Consider the following 16,634-nt stretch of genomic DNA (forward strand, 5'->3'; position numbering starts at 1 on the left):
TTCTTTATTATTTGTTTAAATTTTCAACGAATGAATTTCGTTTGAAAAACGCATAGAATTGTCCTTAAGTGGCAATTTTCTTTCTTAGATTGTGTGCTAAAGCCACATCAAACCAAATTCTTACTAATAACCTGAGTTCGATTAATCAGAATATTGCTAACTGATTTGTTTTTAATTTATTATATTGTATTGAAGGTTTTTTAGGAAAAAATGAATAAGCAATTAGCCCCGAAATAAGGTTTGTAAAAAAGTTTCCTATAGATCTGTGTCTTGAATATTCAATTTGGCACATATTTTTCAATTCATCGTTAACTGTTTCAATAACAGAACGTTTTCTCAATAGTATCTTATCAGACAAGGTCATTAAACAGTTTTTCATATTGTTTTTAAGCTGTGTGATTAGATGAACACCATCAACAAATAATATGTCTGCAATTTTCTTAGAGATATACCCCTTATCTGCAAAGAGTTTCCCGAGAATCCCTTTGATAAATCCTTCATTTTTAAGAGGTTAACGGTCATCTAAATTGGCTTGTGTAATAGTAAAGCTTAGAATTTCACCCTTTTCATTAATAATTAAGTGAAGCTTGAATCCATATAATATAATACCCTTAAAAATTTGGACCAAAAGTTAAGTTGAAAAATATTAACTTTAAACAAGTCTAAAACAATGAAACAAACAAGAAGAAAATTTTCGTCGGAATTCAAGGCTAAGGTAGCAATAGAAGCTTTGAAAGAAAGAGAAACGCTCCAAGAATTAGCGTTAAAATTTGAGTTACACCCGAATCAAATATCGCAGTGGAAACAGGAGTTTTTAGAGAAGTCCTCACAGGTTTTTGACACAAAAAAGGCGGTCAAAGAATCAGAAGTCGAAATTTCGGAGCTTTATAACAAGATTGGGAAACTAGAAATGGAGAAAGAATTCCTAAAAAAAAACTTGAAACGCTTCGGTCTGTAATGGATATGAGATTATTGCTTTTGAAAGAAAAAAAGATGAGCATCCGCAGGCAATGCGAGCTGTTAGGGATTAACCGCTCAAGCGTTTATTATACCCAAAAAGGGGAAAACAAAGATAATCTTCGAGCTATGCATTTAATGGATCAACACATTTTGGAAGAACCCACCGCTGGAGTTTTAACTATGCAAAGTATGTTAGATTAAAATAGCCTTTCAATGAGTTATGAACGCGTGAGAAGACTGATGCGTAAGGCAAATATTGTCCCCATCTATCCGCGAAGAAGCCTTACCCAAAGAGGAGATAATAAATACATTTATTCCTACTTGCTAAAAAACTTATCCATCACCGAAGTTAATCAAGTTTGGCAGGTGGATATTACCTACATTCCTATGAGAAACGGATTTATGTACATGACTGCCATCATCGATGTCCATAGCAGATATATTGTCGGCTGGGGATTGAGCAACAGTTTGGAAGCTTCAGAAAGTATCCGAGTCGTTGAACAAGCCATAAAAGCACATGGAAAACCTAAAATACTCAATTCTGACCAAGGAACACAGTTCACTTGTTATGAATATACAAAGTACTTAAAATCAGAAGGAATCCAGATTTCGATGGATGGCAAAGGAAGAGCTCTGGACAATATCTACATTGAGCGATTTTGGAGAACTCTTAAATATCAGTATATTTATCTCAATCCCAAAGAAAATGGATTAGAATTGTATTTAGGAATCAGAGACTGGTTAGAACGATATCATAACAGAAGGCATCAAGAAATAGCAATGCAGAAACCAAAAATGAAATATAAAAAAGCAGCCTAAATTCAACTTAACTTCTCATATTTTTGGTCTAAACAAATGAGGGGAACTTAAGGTATCTTCTCCCAAACCGTATTAAAAACCATGATAAAGCCTAATATTACCAATATTATAAAAAGAAAACAACCAAAATTCATAGACTTTAAAAATAGTCCTTCTTTTGATTTTACAGCTGGTTTAATTTTACGCAAAGGAAATCCGCAGTTTGGGCAAGCAGTTGCTAAATCAGAAACTTTATGGTTACATTCTTTACATGAAATCAGCATAAATCTTTAGTTTTTACTTTTCTTCTTTTTATAAAAATCTAAATTAATATTCCAGTTTTTCTTTTCTTGATCGCTCATTCCCATAAAATAATTATTGAAAATAAAATAAGCTCCAATTAACCCAAATATAAAATAGATAATGTTTTGGGCAAGGGACGGTATATCCAAAAAGGATAAAGCCAACAAACTAATTAATAAAAAAATGGTAATTAAAAATATAAAAGGCTTTCCTTTCATAAGAGAAAAATTGATAAATTATTTAAAATAAATTTTCAGCAAATATACATCAAAGATTAAAAACAGGCAAAATGGTTGTAAATAAAGGCTTTACAGCCGTTTTATGATTTTTTGGTAATGCGGTAAAAAGCAGAAAAAAGCAACGAAATAGAATTTAGAAAACAATTGACCGAACACGGTATTAATACCGTTGTTCGCAGAAACGACAACGGACGGATTTACGGTATAACTTTTATCGACCACGAGAGCCGTAGTGTTTGGAACGGTTCAGCTTTAGACAGAAACCTATCAGCTAATGTATTCAACGATTGGTGGAACAACGGAAACAAACCCGAATTAAAAATACAGAACAGCCCTGTTTCCAAAACAAATACATTGGACGATTTGCCAACGAAAGACCTTTTTGAGTTTATTCCACAGGAGCATTCGACTAATTTCGATTTAGGATTATTCAGCTTGCTACCCGATGCACAGAGCGTGAATTACGAAGAAGAACAGTTTGCCAACCGGATGAAGAAGAAAAAGAAAAAAGGGAGGAGATTGTAATACAATTATCTTTGTCGGAAGAGGTTTAAAAGATATTTTCAATACATTTGCAATATGAAGTATTTATCATACATATTAGCATTATTAGTGTTGGTCTTATCGACCGCACCTTGCTTTATGGAAGATAAATGTCTTGAAACCGAACAGCAAACAACAAGTAGCCAAGAGCAAAACGATGATGATTGCGTAATGGCGTGTTGCTCGCCTTTTTCCAAGTGTAATACCTGTACAGGATTTGTAATAGACTCTTTTTATTTTTCGACAATAAACTCTATACAACTACCTGTAAAGAAAGCAGGTGCAATACCTGCACCGTCTGTTTCAGACTTTCCTTATTCTATTTGGCATCCTCCACAATTGGCTTAATATATGGTGCTTTCCGCCCAAACTGATTTGTTACGGTGCTTTCCACCGTTATTACTTATTTATTAAATATTAAGCATTATTTTTCAATGAAAAAAATACTCTTTGTGTCATTTTTTATGACACTCAACCTTTGTGTATATGCACAAAATACGTTCAAAGCTGTAATTAAAGACAGCGAAAAAAAAGAGCCTTTAATGGGCGTAACCGCACAAGTAACAGGCACTACAATCGCCACAATTTCCGATGAAAACGGACAGATTATATTAACAGGTATTGCAAACGGTTTGCAAGAAATTCAATTTAGTTATATCGGTTTTGCCCAACGTACCGACAGCTTTAATTTTCCGTTAGAAGATACAGCTCCGATTGAAATCCTACTTTATGAACAATCGGAAGATTTGGAAGAAATCGTTATTTCATCAACAAGAAGTACAAGAACTATCCAAAATATCCCCACACGTATTGAGTTTATAGGAAGTGAGGAGTTAGACGAAAAAGGCAATATGAAAGCAGGGGATATTCGTATGCTTTTGGCAGAAAGCACAGGCATCCACGTACAAACCACATCGCCCACAAGTGCCAATGCAAGTATTCGTATTCAGGGGCTTGACGGACGATATACGCAAATTTTAAAAGACGGTTTTCCTATTTATTCGGGTGCTTCGAGAGGATTGGGTTTGTTGCAAATTCCACCGCTTGACTTAAAGCAGGTTGAAGTTATTAAAGGTTCAACATCTACGCTGTACGGTGGTGGAGCAATAGCAGGTTTGGTAAATCTGATTTCCAAGACACCAACGGAAGAAAGGGATTTGCGTTTTCATTTAAACGGAACATCGGGCAGGGGTTTAGACATCAATGGTTTTTACGGACAGAAGTTTAAGAAAATCGGAACGACAATATTTGCTTCGCATAATCGCAACGGAGCTTATGACCCTGCACAAATCGGGCTTTCTGCCATTCCCCAATTTGAAAGGTATGTACTGAACCCTAAATTATTTGTTTACTTCAATGATAAAACAAAAATGAACTTCGACATTAACACCACCATTGAAAACCGTTTGGGTGGCGATATGCTTTACATCAAAGGCAAAGGCGATAACACACACCAATATTTTGAAGAAAACAAAACACAACGCTATTCTACCCAATTTGTTTTTGACCATACGGTAAACGAAAACCGTTTTGTACAGATAAAGAACAGCGTAAGTTATTTTAACCGCAATACAGCTATTCCCAATTACGAGTTTGAGGGAACGCAAACAGCCACTTTTACGGAAGCAAGCTATACCCACAGCAAAGAAAAGTCAGAATGGGTAACAGGCGTTAATATTTGGACGGACAATTTTAAAGAAAAGCAGATGACCGCATTTCCGTTGAGAGATTACAACCAAACCACATTCGGGGCTTTCTTTCAAAATTCTTTTAAGGCTACGGATTGGCTTCAATTGGAAACAGGTTTAAGAACGGATTACGTGATAGATTACGGAGCTGTTTTTTTACCGAGAGTATCGGCATTGTTTCAGATTGCAAACGGATTGACTTCACGTATCGGGGGCGGATTTGGCTACAAAACACCAACCATTTTTACAGAAGAAAGCGAACGCATACAATATCAAAACGTAATGCCTATTGACGATAATACCAATAAATTGGAAAAAAGCTACGGAGCAAATGCAGATATAAATTACCGTACTAATATTGGCGATGATTGGACATTCAGCATAAATCATTTATTCTTTTACACCTATTTGGATAACCCTTTGTTGCTTCAAAATATAGCTACAAATACATATCAGTTCATCAATTCATCGGGCTACATTCATACCAAAGGAACAGAAACAAATATCAAAATCGGTTATGATGATTTTAAATTGTTTTTGGGCTACACTTTTACCGATACCCGATTGATTGAAAACGGAACAAATACCGAAAATCCACTAACACCAAAACACCGCATTAACTCTGTACTTATGTATGAAATAGAGGATAAATGGAAAATCGGTTTGGAAGCCTATTATTTTAGTCCGCAAAAGCTCAATGACGGAACAACAGGAAAAGACTATGTTATATGTGGCTTTATGGCTGAAAAAATTTGGGAACGGTTTTCTTTGTACATCAACTTTGAAAATTTCTTTGATACAAGACAGACACGTTTCGACAACATTTATACAGGTACAATAACCAACCCTGTTTTTAAAGACATCTATGCACCATTAGACGGATTTGTAATTAACGGAGGAATAAAATTTAGACTTTAAGAAGATGAATAAAACCATATTTAATATAACAAAAATGGATTGCCCAAGTGAGGAGCAATTAATCCGTATGAAACTGCAAAACTTTGATACGGTAAAGTCATTGGAATTTGATATTCCCAATAGAAAACTAAATGTTTACCATAGTGGAAACCCAGAGCCGATTTTTTCAGCTTTGGAAACCTTGAACCTAAATACAACGCTGATTTCAACCGAAGAAACTAACGCAGTTGTTGAAACAGATACAAGCAATAGCCAACGGAAACTACTATGGACGGTATTGATTATCAATTTCGTTTTCTTTGGATTGGAAATGTTGTTCGGTATTTTTTCCAACTCAATGGGATTAGTAGCGGATAGCTTGGATATGCTTGCCGATAGCATCGTTTACGCATTGGCTTTGTTTGCTGTTGGGGGTACGATTGCAAGAAAAAACAATATCGCCAAATTTGCAGGTTACTTTCAAATCCTGTTAGCCGTTATCGGTTTTGTTGAAGTTATCAGACGTTTTATCGGAATAGAAGCGATGCCCGATTTCAAAACAATGATTATTGTTTCTGTTTTGGCATTGATAGCAAACGTACTTTGTCTTTACCTATTGCAAAAGAACAAGAGTAAAGAAGCCCATATGCAGGCTTCGATGATTTTCACGTCAAACGATGTTATAATCAATTCGGGGGTTATCGTTGCAGGAATTTTGGTCAATTGGTTAAACTCGAGCTATCCCGATTTGATTATCGGAGCTATTGTATTTGTAGTAGTGGCAAGAGGGGCATATAGAATATTGAAATTGGCAAAGTAGTCGTTAAGTTCCCTATTTTAACTAATAGAAACAGACAGGATAATGAAAATACAGGTATTAAGCTGTTGTGAACGTATTTGAATAAAACGGAAGAACAAGGACGAAAGACAGAGTTTATTCTATCATTATTATGTGAAAAGGGCTTTGCAAGCCCTTTTCTCTTGTCCTGTAATCCCGATAGGGAATAAAATGTTTATTTGTTTTTGAGAAACAAAAAATTCGTATATTTGCTTTGAGCTAACGGAAACACGTTGAAATACAAAGCAATAAGCACCGTTACCAAATCGTTACCTGACTTTTTTGATAATCTTTATAAAAGCTTAGTATTCAACCGATACAGCTTTTTCCTGAAAACTTTAAAATATAAATATAACATATTCCTCAATATAGACTCCTTTTTTTAACACCTCAAAATGAAAATTCTTATATTTGATTATTCGGTTTCAGGTGACTTTTCAGTAAGAGTAATTTGATAATCAATGAATTCATTTACATCAAAACCGTGTTGTCGAAGTACTTTTAAATATTGAATAAAAAGATGCTCATCCATTCGTTTATCCATATAAGCAATTGTTTTATGATGACAGCCGAGAATTTCAGAGATTCTTTTTTGCGTTAATTTATTTTGCTTTCTAAACTTGTTAATTTCCATATGAAAAAGATTATTATAATCATATACGTTTTAATAATCCTCTCAGAAAAAAGCTATTCGCAATCTCAAGATACCATTTTTTTAAAAAATGATGACAAATTTCTTAATAGTATACAACTAAACGAAAATACGAACAATATTTTTAATTTATCACTAAATATTTATAAAGAGAATTTTTATTTTTTAAATAATAAAACATCTCTTGATATAGAATACAATGATGTCACATATTATTATGTAAAAAAATACCTGTCTTATAAATGGCTACCTAAAATAATTGGCCTTTCAACCTATTATTTTCCATTATTTGAATCAAAATTAGCGCAATATGGTTTACCCAAAGAATTGAAATATTTAGCCATTGTTGAATCAAACTTAAACCCACGAGCAGTATCATCAGCAGGAGCTAAGGGAATTTGGCAATTTATGCCAGAAACAGGTAAACAATACGGATTGTATAATGATAACTATGTTGACTTATTCTATGATCCTGTTGCTTCAACAGATGCGGCAGCACGTTATTTAAAAGATTTATATAATAAATTTGGAGACTGGAATTTAGCAATCTCGGCTTATAATTGCGGACCTGGAAAAATTGAAGCTTTAATAAAGAGCTATAAAACCAAAAACTACTGGAAATTACGCCCTTATATGCCTAAAGAAACCCAAGCGTATGTACCTACGTTTATTGCCATTAACTATATTTTCAATTTCTATAAGGAGCATCAAATGAAACCATTATATTTTAAATATTCTTTTTTCGATTTTAAGATTATCCGGAATGAAAAAGATCAAACCATAAATAAAGATGAACTATTCAAATTTAGTAATCCTCATATTCTTAAAAATTATCTGCCAAAAGGGATATATTATTACAAAATAAAAGAGCGATGAAAACGCTCTTTTGTTTTAATAATTATTTTATGTAAGTTTTCACATAGTTAAAAGGATATTCAACTTCATGTCCGTTTACAAAGTTAAATTTGAAACTATTAGAACCATAGTTTTGGTCTTTTAGTCCTAACTCGAATGTTGACAATAAATCACTTCCTTGAAAAACACTAGTTGAAGAATTTAAGATGGAATTATTTTCATCAATTGTAAATTCATATGGTTGTGCACTTAATACTACTAACTGGACTTTATTTACAGAATATGAATTACCATCGGTTGTTTCATAATAAATTTTACCGTTTGAATGTTCTGGTGCTCGGTTAATTAAATTATTTACAAATACATACGGCTGACCATTTGATTCAATAGTGTAAAAATCTTTTATTGAAAAGGTACCATGCTCAGGTAAAGAAACAATAGCTTTGGTTCTTCCGTACTCATTAGGGGTTAATGTCACATCATCATTTATGTGATATTGAAAATTACCGTTTACAATATTTCCATTTAATTTGACTTCTCCGTCAAAATCAATATTTATAGTTACAGATTCAACATCTGAGGTCGAATAAAATGTAAAATCAACAGGGATTTCATTTTTATCAATAGAAGCAAATGAACTTTCTATTTTTAAAGCAGAAATATATTTTTCATTTTTTACTGCATAATCATCATCGCTACAAGAAATAAACATAAATGCAGCAGAAACAAATAAGATTAACTTTTTCATATACAATTATTTTAATTTAAAGATCCGTTTAAATACACGTTTATATTATATGTTTTTGATTTTTCATCACCATTGCTGCTAACAACTTTAAAAGTAGCAGTACCAGCTCCCCAAATTGTTGTAGCCTGAGCTCCAAAATTGGTATCTATTTTTAAATAGTTTGATCCTTCTTCCAGGATATAATGTCCTTGCCAATTCGTATCTAAAGGTTCATTTACAATACCATAACTATAAGTTAATAATCCCGTAGGATTTTGCGTAAATTCCACATGGAAAGTCTCTGAAGGGTCATATTTTTGAATATTAACTTTAATGTACTTATCTTGTCTTCCACTTGTTCTTGTGAAGTGATAAGGGCTACTGTTCCAATTGCCTGTCACAAAAAACTCAATCAAATTAGTGGTATTTGTAGTAACAGATTGACTTGTTCCCCATGTAAAATTCACATCAAACACTTTATACTTTAAATCAACAATCAACCCTTTGGTAACCTCATTATTTTGCTGATCCATAGCAATAACATTAATAGGTTGTACACCATAACTATCATCTTTATATTTAATTGTAAATACACCTGAACCATATGGAATAACAGTAGAATTTGTAATAGGATTTCCATTTACAGATAAAATAGCATTGCTTTGAAATTTTACCCCGATAATTGGATTTGTACTGACTACGTTTTCAACTTTAATCAATGTATTTTCACGCTGATCGTAAGGAATCACATTATTAGAAAACGGATTAAGCTGACTATCTACAAGGCTTACTTCAAAATCTAGTTCTTGGTTGGTAATGCCAAAAGATTTAGTCTGGGTTGTTTCATATCCTTGGCTATTTATCATAGTAATAGTCAAGGTTTTCGCAGAAGAATTGTTATTAGAATTAAAAATCAACGTTAACTTACCATCGGTTAGCTCGTCATAATTTAACCAAGTACCATTTGTAAGTAATGTTTCTCCGTTTTTTACCTGTGCGTCCATAATCGTAAATTTGAATTTGTAATCTGGATTAGGGTTTTCAATCTCGCCCAATTCTAACGGATGAATAGTAATATCAAAAGGAATATTACTTACCGAATTACTCTCTCCTGTAATAACAATTTCAAAAGGAAATTTATAATCAGAATTTCCACTAATAAGATTTTCTTCATCTGAGCAACTTATAAGAAGCATGCAGCAAACAAATAATTTTAAAATCTTTCTCATAGCATAAAAAATTTAAATGTGTTAGACTAAAAGTTTATTTTGAGACCTACTTGCCCAAAAACTATTTCTTTATCAATAGTAGATTTAAAAATGTTGTGATACTTAACCCCGCCAGTTAATGAGAGAGCTGGAAAAAGAACAAATTCTAATTCTGTACCCCCATATGCGCCGAAATTATTTCGGTTGTATGAAGGCATGGCTCCTTCAGGAAGATCAAAATTCTTAAGTTCTTCATTACTATAAATTCCACCAATATATAGCTGTAAATAGAAAGGATGGGGAATTACTTTTTCAAGCGAATAAGTACCTGCAATACCCACTCTTTTGCTATTAAAATTTCCTTGATACACGGTTGAACCAAAAAATGCAAGGTTATAATCTTGCTGCAAAAGATCCAAATCGGCTCGCATTCCAAAGAATTTATTTCCAATAAGCTTTTGAACGTTTATATTATAGTTTTTTCCATTATTTACAAATCCATAATTAAACCCTAAGCTATATTGCCCTGCGTAATGTGTTTGAGCAAAAGTTGATGCATAGAAAAGTCCGAAAAGGAACAATAATATCTTTCTCATAGTCATATTTTTTAATTGTAATAGCGTGCGTTATCAATTAATGATGCTAAAATTTTGAAACTTAAATTCCTATCTCCGTTTTTCTCTGTTAATTCAAACAGAAGTTGTTTGTCATCTCCTACAGAGAATTTATCGAACATAAAAACTATTTTATTTTTACCTTTAGGAAGCGCTTTTAAATCAGGAGTTACTTGGAGAATATTAACATCAACTGTTTGTTCACTCGTAGCAATACCTTTGGAGTTAGTAATATAAAATTTGAAGGCATTCACATCGTAATTGATATTGCTATTGTTATCAATTCGCATTAAAACATACATCTTATCACTATTCACATAAATACCATTTAAAATAACCTTGATATTTTTATAAGATGAGATATTACGGCTTTTTATATATCCAGATTCCTTCAAAAGCTTCTGACTTATGTTGGAACTATTAACCGGTAATGATTTAGCGTTTGATTGCGATTCATTCGTTATATTTCCTGCATCAATTCGAACAGTAAGGTCTGTTGGATCTTCATCGTATCGTAATAAAAAATTGTATGTTTTATTATCAACTGTTTTTACAAATAAGTTGGTTTCCTGAACGTTTGGTTCAAGAAATTGTATAAACAAAATATCATCTACTTGCCGAATTCCGAATTTATCGTGTATAGACACAGAGTTTTGATAAAAATCAACTTTCGCAGGGAATTGTACCGTTATGAATTTATCTTTTGAGGCTTTTAAAACTTGTATCTGTGCATTTACCTTAAATCCGATTAATAGTAATGCGATTGAAAATAACTTTATCATTTTTGAATTAATAAGACTTTTTGATTATCAATAAATTTTACAGAAGGTTCTTTAACTTTATTAGATACTACACTGCCCACAACACTTCCCACTTTACCTAAAATACCACCACTTCTAGCCACATCATCCACTGCGCTATTTCTTCCTTGTTTTAAACTTTCATCTAAAGAGATGGGAATTCCTTTTAAACCATCATTACTATAAACTACTAGATTAACAGGCACGATAGATCCATTAATATTTGTAGTTTCTATGGTAATTTCGGCACGATATTGATTAAAGCGAACAATACCAAATAAGGACGTATTACGTGGAATTTTGACTCCACCAATAAAACCATCTGCATTGGTTTGAAACCGTAACGTTTGTCCGTTTTTAACTTCTTGTGTACCTCTAACAACTGCCTGAATCGTACCATTTCGTACTTGTTTGCCATTTTCGAATATTTCCTTTTTTGATTGTTCTACGGAAACAACATTCTTCACATAAGTTTCGGTAGTTTGAACAGTAGTACGTTGTTCCATTTGCTGTACTCTGTTTTCAACGTAATTATTGGCTGATGAATACCCAATGTTACTATTTTGAGGTTCTTCTACTTGCCACATGGATGAATTTCCGTATCGGTTGTAATTCGATTTTCGGACTGGAGTAGTATTATCTACTTGCTGATGAATCGGTTCATAACTAGTATTAAAATTTGTTTCCGATTTATTCTGATTAAAGTAATCTATATTACCCTCTATATCATTCTCCTTTTTTCTTGCAAAAAATTGAGTCATTCGTTGATTTGGATCCCCCCTAACGGTATCAAATTTTTTTAAAGCTTGTAGCCTTGTTTCGTACTGTTCTTTTTTTGAAGATAAAGGAATATCCATAGTACTAACTTCCTTATTTGATGAATCCTCACCACCTGCGAACGAAAAACCAATACCAATTACACCTATTGATATAATTCCGAAAATGGTATAAACAATGAATTTACATTTATCTTCTTCACTTAAATTTTTAAAATCCCAATTCATCTATTCCATTTCTTTTAACTGTTCAACATCTTGAATTAAAACCTTACTTTCTTCTACATAATCAACTATCAAAAGCCCATAAGGATTGTATGGATAATTAATGGACACATCAATCATACTCAGCTTAATTTGAATATTATAAACCTGCTTTTGTCCTGTATTAATAATTTGAATTTGAGTTATAAATCGTAGCGTATATTTTCCATTTTCCTCCGACCACTGCATCGTTTCAGGAAGTACTTTTGCGTGCTGAATAATATTGTATTGCAGCAACTGATTATAATAGCCGGCATTCTCTTTATTCTTAAAAATCCTGATTACATTATTATCTAACAACCACGCTAATTTTTCTTTCTTATCTTTATAATTAAAAGCGTCAATATCGTAGGCGTAATTGACAAATAAATCGGCATTTGCCATTACTTGCCTAATACGGTCTTTCTTTTCATCAATTAGAGTAAGTGGTAGCATTTGACCTGTACTATCAATAGCATACACATGATTGCGACTATGTAGATATGTTTGGTAACTGAAATATACTGCCGACACTACAGAAACCAACGTAATTACAGCCATAACGTATACGGCTACATTGTTTCTTTTTAGTTTATAAAATATGTTTTCTCCTACTTTCATACTAATTAAATAAATTATCTACTAATCGTTTTGTGCCACTGAACAATTTAATTTTCAAGAAAAATGATATACCCAAACCTGCGATATAGAGTAATAATCTCTTGGTTAAATTAGCAGGATCATCAGGGTTTATACTTTGAATTTGTGAGGTATGTGTCATCACTAAATTCGATAAATGAAATATGGCCATATAAGGTATGGGCAATAGTAGAATCCCTACATATTTTTTAATCCAGCGGTAAAAAAAGTCTTTTGTACCATCTAGCTGAGAAAATACAATTGCTAATGGAAAAATGAACCTCATAATCTGAATTAGAAACACCCGTTCAATCAAATAAAACCCATATACCAAATTATCCAACACCCATAACAAACAATAAATCGCATAGAATATGACGATGATACAATTGGCGACAAACGAATCAATAAAGACATTAATACAGTCAAACCCCGAACATCCATCTTGTAACATTTGTAGTTCAAGCATCGCATTAGTGAATACCTCTGTATTAAAAGGAACGGTTTTGGTGGTTATAGAATCATCGATTTGAGCAAATATATTTTCAATCATATCGATAATCCAATCAGCTGAAATAATAATCATACCTGCCCCTAAAACTTCCATAAAGCCACCTAAACGAGGTTCTTCATGATCCATATTTTGAAAGTACTTTCCTAAATATTTCAAACCCAACAAAGCAATAGCAAATGCCTTAAACCCAGTAATGGTATAGTTTAAAATATTTTCACTTTCAATGGATTGCCGAAGGCTATTTATAAATGAAAAATCAAACGCCTCCATCTACAAATTTTTAAGAATGTACAGCTTACTCTTTATTTTTCTTGCATTAGATGATATTATTTGATTCTCTTTCTCCAACATATCAATACGTTCTTTGTCGCTCATATTAAAGAATCCAGATGAAGTAATTTTGTTAATCATCTTTGCCGAATTATTAATTGCAGTAAGCGAATTAGAAACTGAATTCATTGTAGAATTTGCAGTAGAAACATTTTTAATATTCTTTATCAGTTTTTGAACCTGTTGGGCATTTTTGATGGCTTCTTGCTGCCGATCAATCATATCGGATATCAACTGCAATTGACCGATATATGAATTCACCTTTTCAACCTTTTCTACATTCGATTTTACCAATTCGTAATTATCCATTGACACCTGTAGACTTTTCAAGCCGTCTGCAATTTGCTCACCTAATAAAATATCGGTGGCTGGTGCTTCAGTTATGGTTACCATTTGTGCATTACTACTTATACCAACTAATAATGCAACGAGTAAAAAAATTCTTTTCATAGCCTATTTTTTTTAAATTATTTATTACTTATCATCTTTGTAATTGTTTTTTCCATATCACCATACTCTTCGTAATAATTCATCAGTTCTTGATTCTTACTACCTTCCGTTTGATATGCCCAAAACACTTCCTGAGGAGTTTCTAATCGATAAACACCGTGAACATTTCCACGCATAATAAAAACTTCCGAGTAGGGACGTTCCGCAGAAAAATTACTTTGTATAGAAACTAATTGATTATACGCGTGCTCCGATAAATGAAAACGCTTCTGAATTTCACGGTAATCTTTAGCATTGAGAACATATAACATTTGAGTATTTTCAATAATAGATTGGGCGGTAGTATTTTCTGGTAATTGGGTAATTGATTGTAGAACAATACCAATTGCCGAGTTTTGTTTACGTACCGCTTGGAAGAAATATTCCACTTTATTTAAAACTCCTTCGAATTTTAATTGTTTAGCGAATTCATCAAAAAAGATATATCCTCTTGTGGATTTATCTTTCCAAATAATATCCTCAATAGTAATCCCGATTAACTGCAACATAATAGTAAGCAAAAGCTCATTATCCTTTATTTCGTCTAACTCAAAAACAATAATTCTTTTATCGGTTAATGATTGAATAATTGTATGTTCATCTTCCCGATAAAGGAACTCATACAATCCATTTTTTCTAAAATCAGACAACAAAAACAGGAACTCTCTTAAATCAAAATAATCCGAATCAATTTCTAAAGTAGATAAAAGATTATCCTTTGAATTTTCTACAAAATCAACAAAGTTTAAAAAGGAAAAACACGAATCATTATTTCTGTTTTTCGTTTGATAATAATATTCTATAATTTTTTTTAGGGCAGTACTTTCTTTCTGACTTGGAAGCCGATCCCTTCTGTAATGCGTTTGAACAAAGAGCGTTAATTCTTCAATCTTTTTAGAAGATATTTCTCCCTCTATAAAAAAAGGATTAATACCTAAGCTTTGTCCTTCTTGATAGGTAATATAAGCTGTATCCGGATAAAGTGCAGATAGCTTTTTATAAGATCCTCCCAAATCAATAATAACGGTTTTACTGTTATTTTGTTCATTAAAATTTCTAAAAATATGATTCGCTAAAAACGACTTTCCATAACCTGTAGGAGCAACAATGAAGAAGTTTCGCGCATTCATATATTTTTTGTTTTCATCCCAAGTATCCACTCGCACAGGAATATTAGAATTAAAGCGAGAATTGAATAAAATCCCTTCTTTATCGCTCTTATAATTCGTGGTATTATTGAATAACGAAACAGCTAAATCTAAATTTGCACGATAAGTTTGTCGATTAGAAAAATACTGTGCAAACAAAGGGAATGAGTAATTAAAGGTAGCATTCAAATAATTCGAAATAGGTAAATACGCTTTAATATCTAATTCTCGGCACTTTTGAATAATTTGATTCGTACGTATTTTTAAATCTTCAATATTCGATGCCATAGCAATAATGTTATTATGGCCACGAACAATTTGTACATGATCTCGCTCGTTGATTACATCTTCTATTATTAATTTGGTTTGATCAAACCCAATTTTGTTCTCATTAGAAAATCTTTGGGACTTCTCCAGTTGTTCATTTCTTTTTTCTAAATCACGAGTGTGCTTCTTACTATCATCAATAAAAATGATTTGATTATACACGTGATCGAAGTTTAAATCGAACCCAAAAATATCACCATTACTTTGAAAGAATTTATAATTTGCAGTGGAGAAGTCTTTATCTAATTTATACGAATTAATAGTTTCAGGCATTTGCTTCTCATCGTTGATACAAACAGCTGCCAAAAATTTATCTCCTATCTGAATATGATCTTTTTCAAAAATACGATCCGTAATTACATCATGTGTAAAACCATTGAAAAAGAAATCTTCATACGCCATAGTTTCCTCAAAAGTAAAAGGTTGAATACGGAACGCATTACCACTGTTAAGTTTTTGATTAATCAAAAAGGAAATGGTATTCTCAACAGCGTCTATAAAACTTCTGATTTTATCGTCATACTGGGTAAATTTCTTTTTAGTTAGCCGTTTAAAAGGATTTTGAATTTTATCATTGAAAAACGTATCGATACTTGATTGTACAAAGAATAGATTGCAGGAATGTTCTAAATAAGGACGATTATTAAAATAACTTTTAGTAGATTTTTGCAAAAAGTTAGTATCAGACCAAGTATGCGTACTGAAATTATTTTGAGCATAAATATCCTGTTTACAAATAATCGTATTTGTAGGCAGATATTTAAACGCTTTATGCCAAAAATCATTAATAGCTTCAAGATCATCTTCTCCCAAAGAATATTTTTCAGGCAAATCAACATGAAATGCCATAGCAAACACTCCATTGGCTGCCCAAATTTTATTTTGATCTATAGCTAATGTAGTATCATTCGTACTTCGATATTTTGTTTGGTAACTTTTCATCTGATACACTTGAAAACAATCCTTTATTAGAAAGAAGGGAAACACAAACCAAATAAGAAACTCCTATTATTAGTAATAAAACTATAAGTTTAGGAATGAAAACT

General features: G+C 32.3%; 19 protein-coding genes and 2 pseudogenes. 9 read left to right on the forward strand and 12 right to left on the reverse strand.

Features of this window, described 5'->3' with window-relative positions; translation table 11 throughout:
- Positions 1 to 145: 145 nt before the first annotated feature.
- Positions 146 to 598, reverse strand: a pseudogene (locus tag MG290_RS14550) (IS982 family transposase); the annotation flags it as partial.
- 72 nt (positions 599 to 670) lie between these two features.
- Between MG290_RS14550 and MG290_RS14555 the strand changes: the two are divergent.
- The 4 genes from MG290_RS14555 to MG290_RS14570 all read left to right on the forward strand — a co-directional run bounded on the left by MG290_RS14555 (position 671) and on the right by MG290_RS14570 (position 2,052).
- Positions 671 to 958: a transposase gene (locus MG290_RS14555; RefSeq protein WP_264563242.1), complete on the forward strand. Its 288-nt coding sequence runs from the start codon at positions 671 to 673 to the stop codon at positions 956 to 958.
- Positions 958 to 1,161 carry a hypothetical protein gene (locus MG290_RS14560; protein WP_272586471.1) on the forward strand — a complete coding sequence of 68 codons (204 nt, stop codon included), beginning with the start codon at positions 958 to 960 and terminating at the stop codon, positions 1,159 to 1,161. The genes MG290_RS14555 and MG290_RS14560 overlap by 1 nt, the downstream gene beginning before the upstream one ends.
- Before the next feature lie 12 nt (positions 1,162 to 1,173).
- Positions 1,174 to 1,779, forward strand: a complete 606-nt coding sequence (locus MG290_RS14565; RefSeq protein WP_264563240.1) for an IS3 family transposase — start codon at positions 1,174 to 1,176, stop codon at positions 1,777 to 1,779.
- An 81-nt stretch (positions 1,780 to 1,860) separates the two neighbouring features.
- Complete coding sequence (locus tag MG290_RS14570; protein ID WP_264563239.1) at positions 1,861 to 2,052, forward strand: hypothetical protein; 192 nt, start codon at positions 1,861 to 1,863, stop codon at positions 2,050 to 2,052.
- Here MG290_RS14570 and MG290_RS14575 read toward each other — a convergent pair.
- Positions 2,049 to 2,279: a hypothetical protein gene (locus MG290_RS14575; RefSeq protein ID WP_264563238.1), complete on the reverse strand. Its 231-nt coding sequence runs from the start codon at positions 2,277 to 2,279 to the stop codon at positions 2,049 to 2,051. The genes MG290_RS14570 and MG290_RS14575 overlap by 4 nt on opposite strands.
- 141 nt (positions 2,280 to 2,420) lie before the next feature.
- Here MG290_RS14575 and MG290_RS14580 point away from each other — a divergent pair.
- The 4 genes and pseudogenes from MG290_RS14580 to MG290_RS14595 all read left to right on the forward strand — a co-directional run.
- Positions 2,421 to 2,825: pseudogene (locus MG290_RS14580) on the forward strand (conjugal transfer protein MobB); the annotation flags it as partial.
- Positions 2,826 to 2,942: 117 nt separating this feature from the next.
- Positions 2,943 to 3,191 carry a hypothetical protein gene (locus MG290_RS14585; protein WP_319800364.1) on the forward strand — a complete coding sequence of 83 codons (249 nt, stop codon included), beginning with the start codon at positions 2,943 to 2,945 and terminating at the stop codon, positions 3,189 to 3,191.
- An 86-nt stretch (positions 3,192 to 3,277) separates the two neighbouring features.
- Complete coding sequence (locus MG290_RS14590) at positions 3,278 to 5,449, forward strand: TonB-dependent receptor (RefSeq protein WP_264563236.1); 2,172 nt, start codon at positions 3,278 to 3,280, stop codon at positions 5,447 to 5,449.
- 4 nt (positions 5,450 to 5,453) lie between these two features.
- Positions 5,454 to 6,248, forward strand: coding sequence for a cation transporter (locus MG290_RS14595; protein WP_045972337.1), 795 nt, complete (start codon positions 5,454 to 5,456; stop codon positions 6,246 to 6,248).
- Positions 6,249 to 6,681: 433 nt separating this feature from the next.
- Here MG290_RS14595 and MG290_RS14600 read toward each other — a convergent pair whose 3' ends face one another.
- Positions 6,682 to 6,900, reverse strand: a complete 219-nt coding sequence (locus MG290_RS14600; protein ID WP_264563235.1) for a hypothetical protein — start codon at positions 6,898 to 6,900, stop codon at positions 6,682 to 6,684.
- Here MG290_RS14600 and MG290_RS14605 point away from each other — a divergent pair, their 5' ends adjacent.
- The gene (locus MG290_RS14605; RefSeq protein WP_264563234.1) at positions 6,901 to 7,794 is read left to right on the forward strand and encodes a lytic transglycosylase domain-containing protein; all 894 of its coding nucleotides are present in this window, start codon (positions 6,901 to 6,903) and stop codon (positions 7,792 to 7,794) included.
- 22 nt (positions 7,795 to 7,816) lie between these two features.
- Here MG290_RS14605 and MG290_RS14610 read toward each other — a convergent pair whose 3' ends face one another.
- The 9 genes from MG290_RS14610 to MG290_RS14650 are packed head-to-tail and all read right to left on the reverse strand — an operon-like array spanning position 7,817 to position 16,530.
- A complete protein-coding gene (locus MG290_RS14610) occupies positions 7,817 to 8,521 on the reverse strand; it encodes a hypothetical protein (protein WP_264563233.1) in 705 nt (234 codons plus the stop codon).
- A gap of 11 nt (positions 8,522 to 8,532) precedes the next feature.
- A complete protein-coding gene (locus MG290_RS14615; protein ID WP_264563232.1) occupies positions 8,533 to 9,696 on the reverse strand; it encodes a hypothetical protein in 1,164 nt (387 codons plus the stop codon).
- A 59-nt stretch (positions 9,697 to 9,755) separates the two neighbouring features.
- Positions 9,756 to 10,304, reverse strand: a complete 549-nt coding sequence (locus MG290_RS14620) for a hypothetical protein (RefSeq protein ID WP_264563231.1) — start codon at positions 10,302 to 10,304, stop codon at positions 9,756 to 9,758.
- Between the two features lie 11 nt (positions 10,305 to 10,315).
- A complete protein-coding gene (locus MG290_RS14625; RefSeq protein ID WP_264563230.1) occupies positions 10,316 to 11,104 on the reverse strand; it encodes a DUF4138 domain-containing protein in 789 nt (262 codons plus the stop codon).
- A complete protein-coding gene (traM, locus tag MG290_RS14630; protein WP_264563229.1) occupies positions 11,101 to 12,126 on the reverse strand; it encodes a conjugative transposon protein TraM in 1,026 nt (341 codons plus the stop codon). Before traM ends, MG290_RS14625 begins: the two co-directional genes overlap by 4 nt.
- Positions 12,127 to 12,762, reverse strand: a complete 636-nt coding sequence (locus MG290_RS14635) for a hypothetical protein (protein ID WP_264563228.1) — start codon at positions 12,760 to 12,762, stop codon at positions 12,127 to 12,129.
- Position 12,763: 1 nt separating this feature from the next.
- Positions 12,764 to 13,564 (reverse strand): hypothetical protein, encoded by an 801-nt coding sequence (locus tag MG290_RS14640; RefSeq protein WP_264563227.1) that lies wholly within the window; start codon positions 13,562 to 13,564, stop codon positions 12,764 to 12,766.
- On the reverse strand, positions 13,565 to 14,074 hold the full coding sequence (locus MG290_RS14645; protein ID WP_264563226.1) for a hypothetical protein: 510 nt from the start codon (positions 14,072 to 14,074) through the stop codon (positions 13,565 to 13,567).
- A gap of 17 nt (positions 14,075 to 14,091) precedes the next feature.
- The gene (locus MG290_RS14650; protein WP_272586475.1) at positions 14,092 to 16,530 is read right to left on the reverse strand and encodes a TraG family conjugative transposon ATPase; all 2,439 of its coding nucleotides are present in this window, start codon (positions 16,528 to 16,530) and stop codon (positions 14,092 to 14,094) included.
- Between the last annotated feature and the right edge of the window lie 104 nt (positions 16,531 to 16,634).

The organism is Flavobacterium sp. CBA20B-1 (assembly GCF_028473145.1).
Taxonomy (GTDB): domain Bacteria; phylum Bacteroidota; class Bacteroidia; order Flavobacteriales; family Flavobacteriaceae; genus Flavobacterium.

What these genes read in the sequence shown, in the direction of transcription:
- MG290_RS14590 (WP_264563236.1), top strand. Translation starts at nt 3,278, where the DNA reads ATGAAAAAAATACTCTTTGTGTCATTTTTTATGACACTCAACCTTTGT.
- MG290_RS14615 (WP_264563232.1), bottom strand. Translation starts at nt 9,696, where the DNA reads ATGCTTCTTATAAGTTGCTCAGATGAAGAAAATCTTATTAGTGGAAAT.
- MG290_RS14650 (WP_272586475.1), bottom strand. Translation starts at nt 16,530, where the DNA reads ATGAAAAGTTACCAAACAAAATATCGAAGTACGAATGATACTACATTA.
- MG290_RS14640 (WP_264563227.1), bottom strand. Translation starts at nt 13,564, where the DNA reads ATGGAGGCGTTTGATTTTTCATTTATAAATAGCCTTCGGCAATCCATT.
- MG290_RS14600 (WP_264563235.1), bottom strand. Translation starts at nt 6,900, where the DNA reads ATGGAAATTAACAAGTTTAGAAAGCAAAATAAATTAACGCAAAAAAGA.
- MG290_RS14585 (WP_319800364.1), top strand. Translation starts at nt 2,943, where the DNA reads ATGGAAGATAAATGTCTTGAAACCGAACAGCAAACAACAAGTAGCCAA.
- MG290_RS14610 (WP_264563233.1), bottom strand. Translation starts at nt 8,521, where the DNA reads ATGAAAAAGTTAATCTTATTTGTTTCTGCTGCATTTATGTTTATTTCT.
- MG290_RS14575 (WP_264563238.1), bottom strand. Translation starts at nt 2,279, where the DNA reads ATGAAAGGAAAGCCTTTTATATTTTTAATTACCATTTTTTTATTAATT.
- traM (WP_264563229.1), bottom strand. Translation starts at nt 12,126, where the DNA reads ATGAATTGGGATTTTAAAAATTTAAGTGAAGAAGATAAATGTAAATTC.
- MG290_RS14595 (WP_045972337.1), top strand. Translation starts at nt 5,454, where the DNA reads ATGAATAAAACCATATTTAATATAACAAAAATGGATTGCCCAAGTGAG.
- MG290_RS14620 (WP_264563231.1), bottom strand. Translation starts at nt 10,304, where the DNA reads ATGAGAAAGATATTATTGTTCCTTTTCGGACTTTTCTATGCATCAACT.
- MG290_RS14555 (WP_264563242.1), top strand. Translation starts at nt 671, where the DNA reads ATGAAACAAACAAGAAGAAAATTTTCGTCGGAATTCAAGGCTAAGGTA.
- MG290_RS14635 (WP_264563228.1), bottom strand. Translation starts at nt 12,762, where the DNA reads ATGAAAGTAGGAGAAAACATATTTTATAAACTAAAAAGAAACAATGTA.
- MG290_RS14605 (WP_264563234.1), top strand. Translation starts at nt 6,901, where the DNA reads ATGAAAAAGATTATTATAATCATATACGTTTTAATAATCCTCTCAGAA.
- MG290_RS14625 (WP_264563230.1), bottom strand. Translation starts at nt 11,104, where the DNA reads ATGATAAAGTTATTTTCAATCGCATTACTATTAATCGGATTTAAGGTA.
- MG290_RS14645 (WP_264563226.1), bottom strand. Translation starts at nt 14,074, where the DNA reads ATGAAAAGAATTTTTTTACTCGTTGCATTATTAGTTGGTATAAGTAGT.
- MG290_RS14565 (WP_264563240.1), top strand. Translation starts at nt 1,174, where the DNA reads ATGAGTTATGAACGCGTGAGAAGACTGATGCGTAAGGCAAATATTGTC.
- MG290_RS14560 (WP_272586471.1), top strand. Translation starts at nt 958, where the DNA reads ATGGATATGAGATTATTGCTTTTGAAAGAAAAAAAGATGAGCATCCGC.
- MG290_RS14570 (WP_264563239.1), top strand. Translation starts at nt 1,861, where the DNA reads ATGATAAAGCCTAATATTACCAATATTATAAAAAGAAAACAACCAAAA.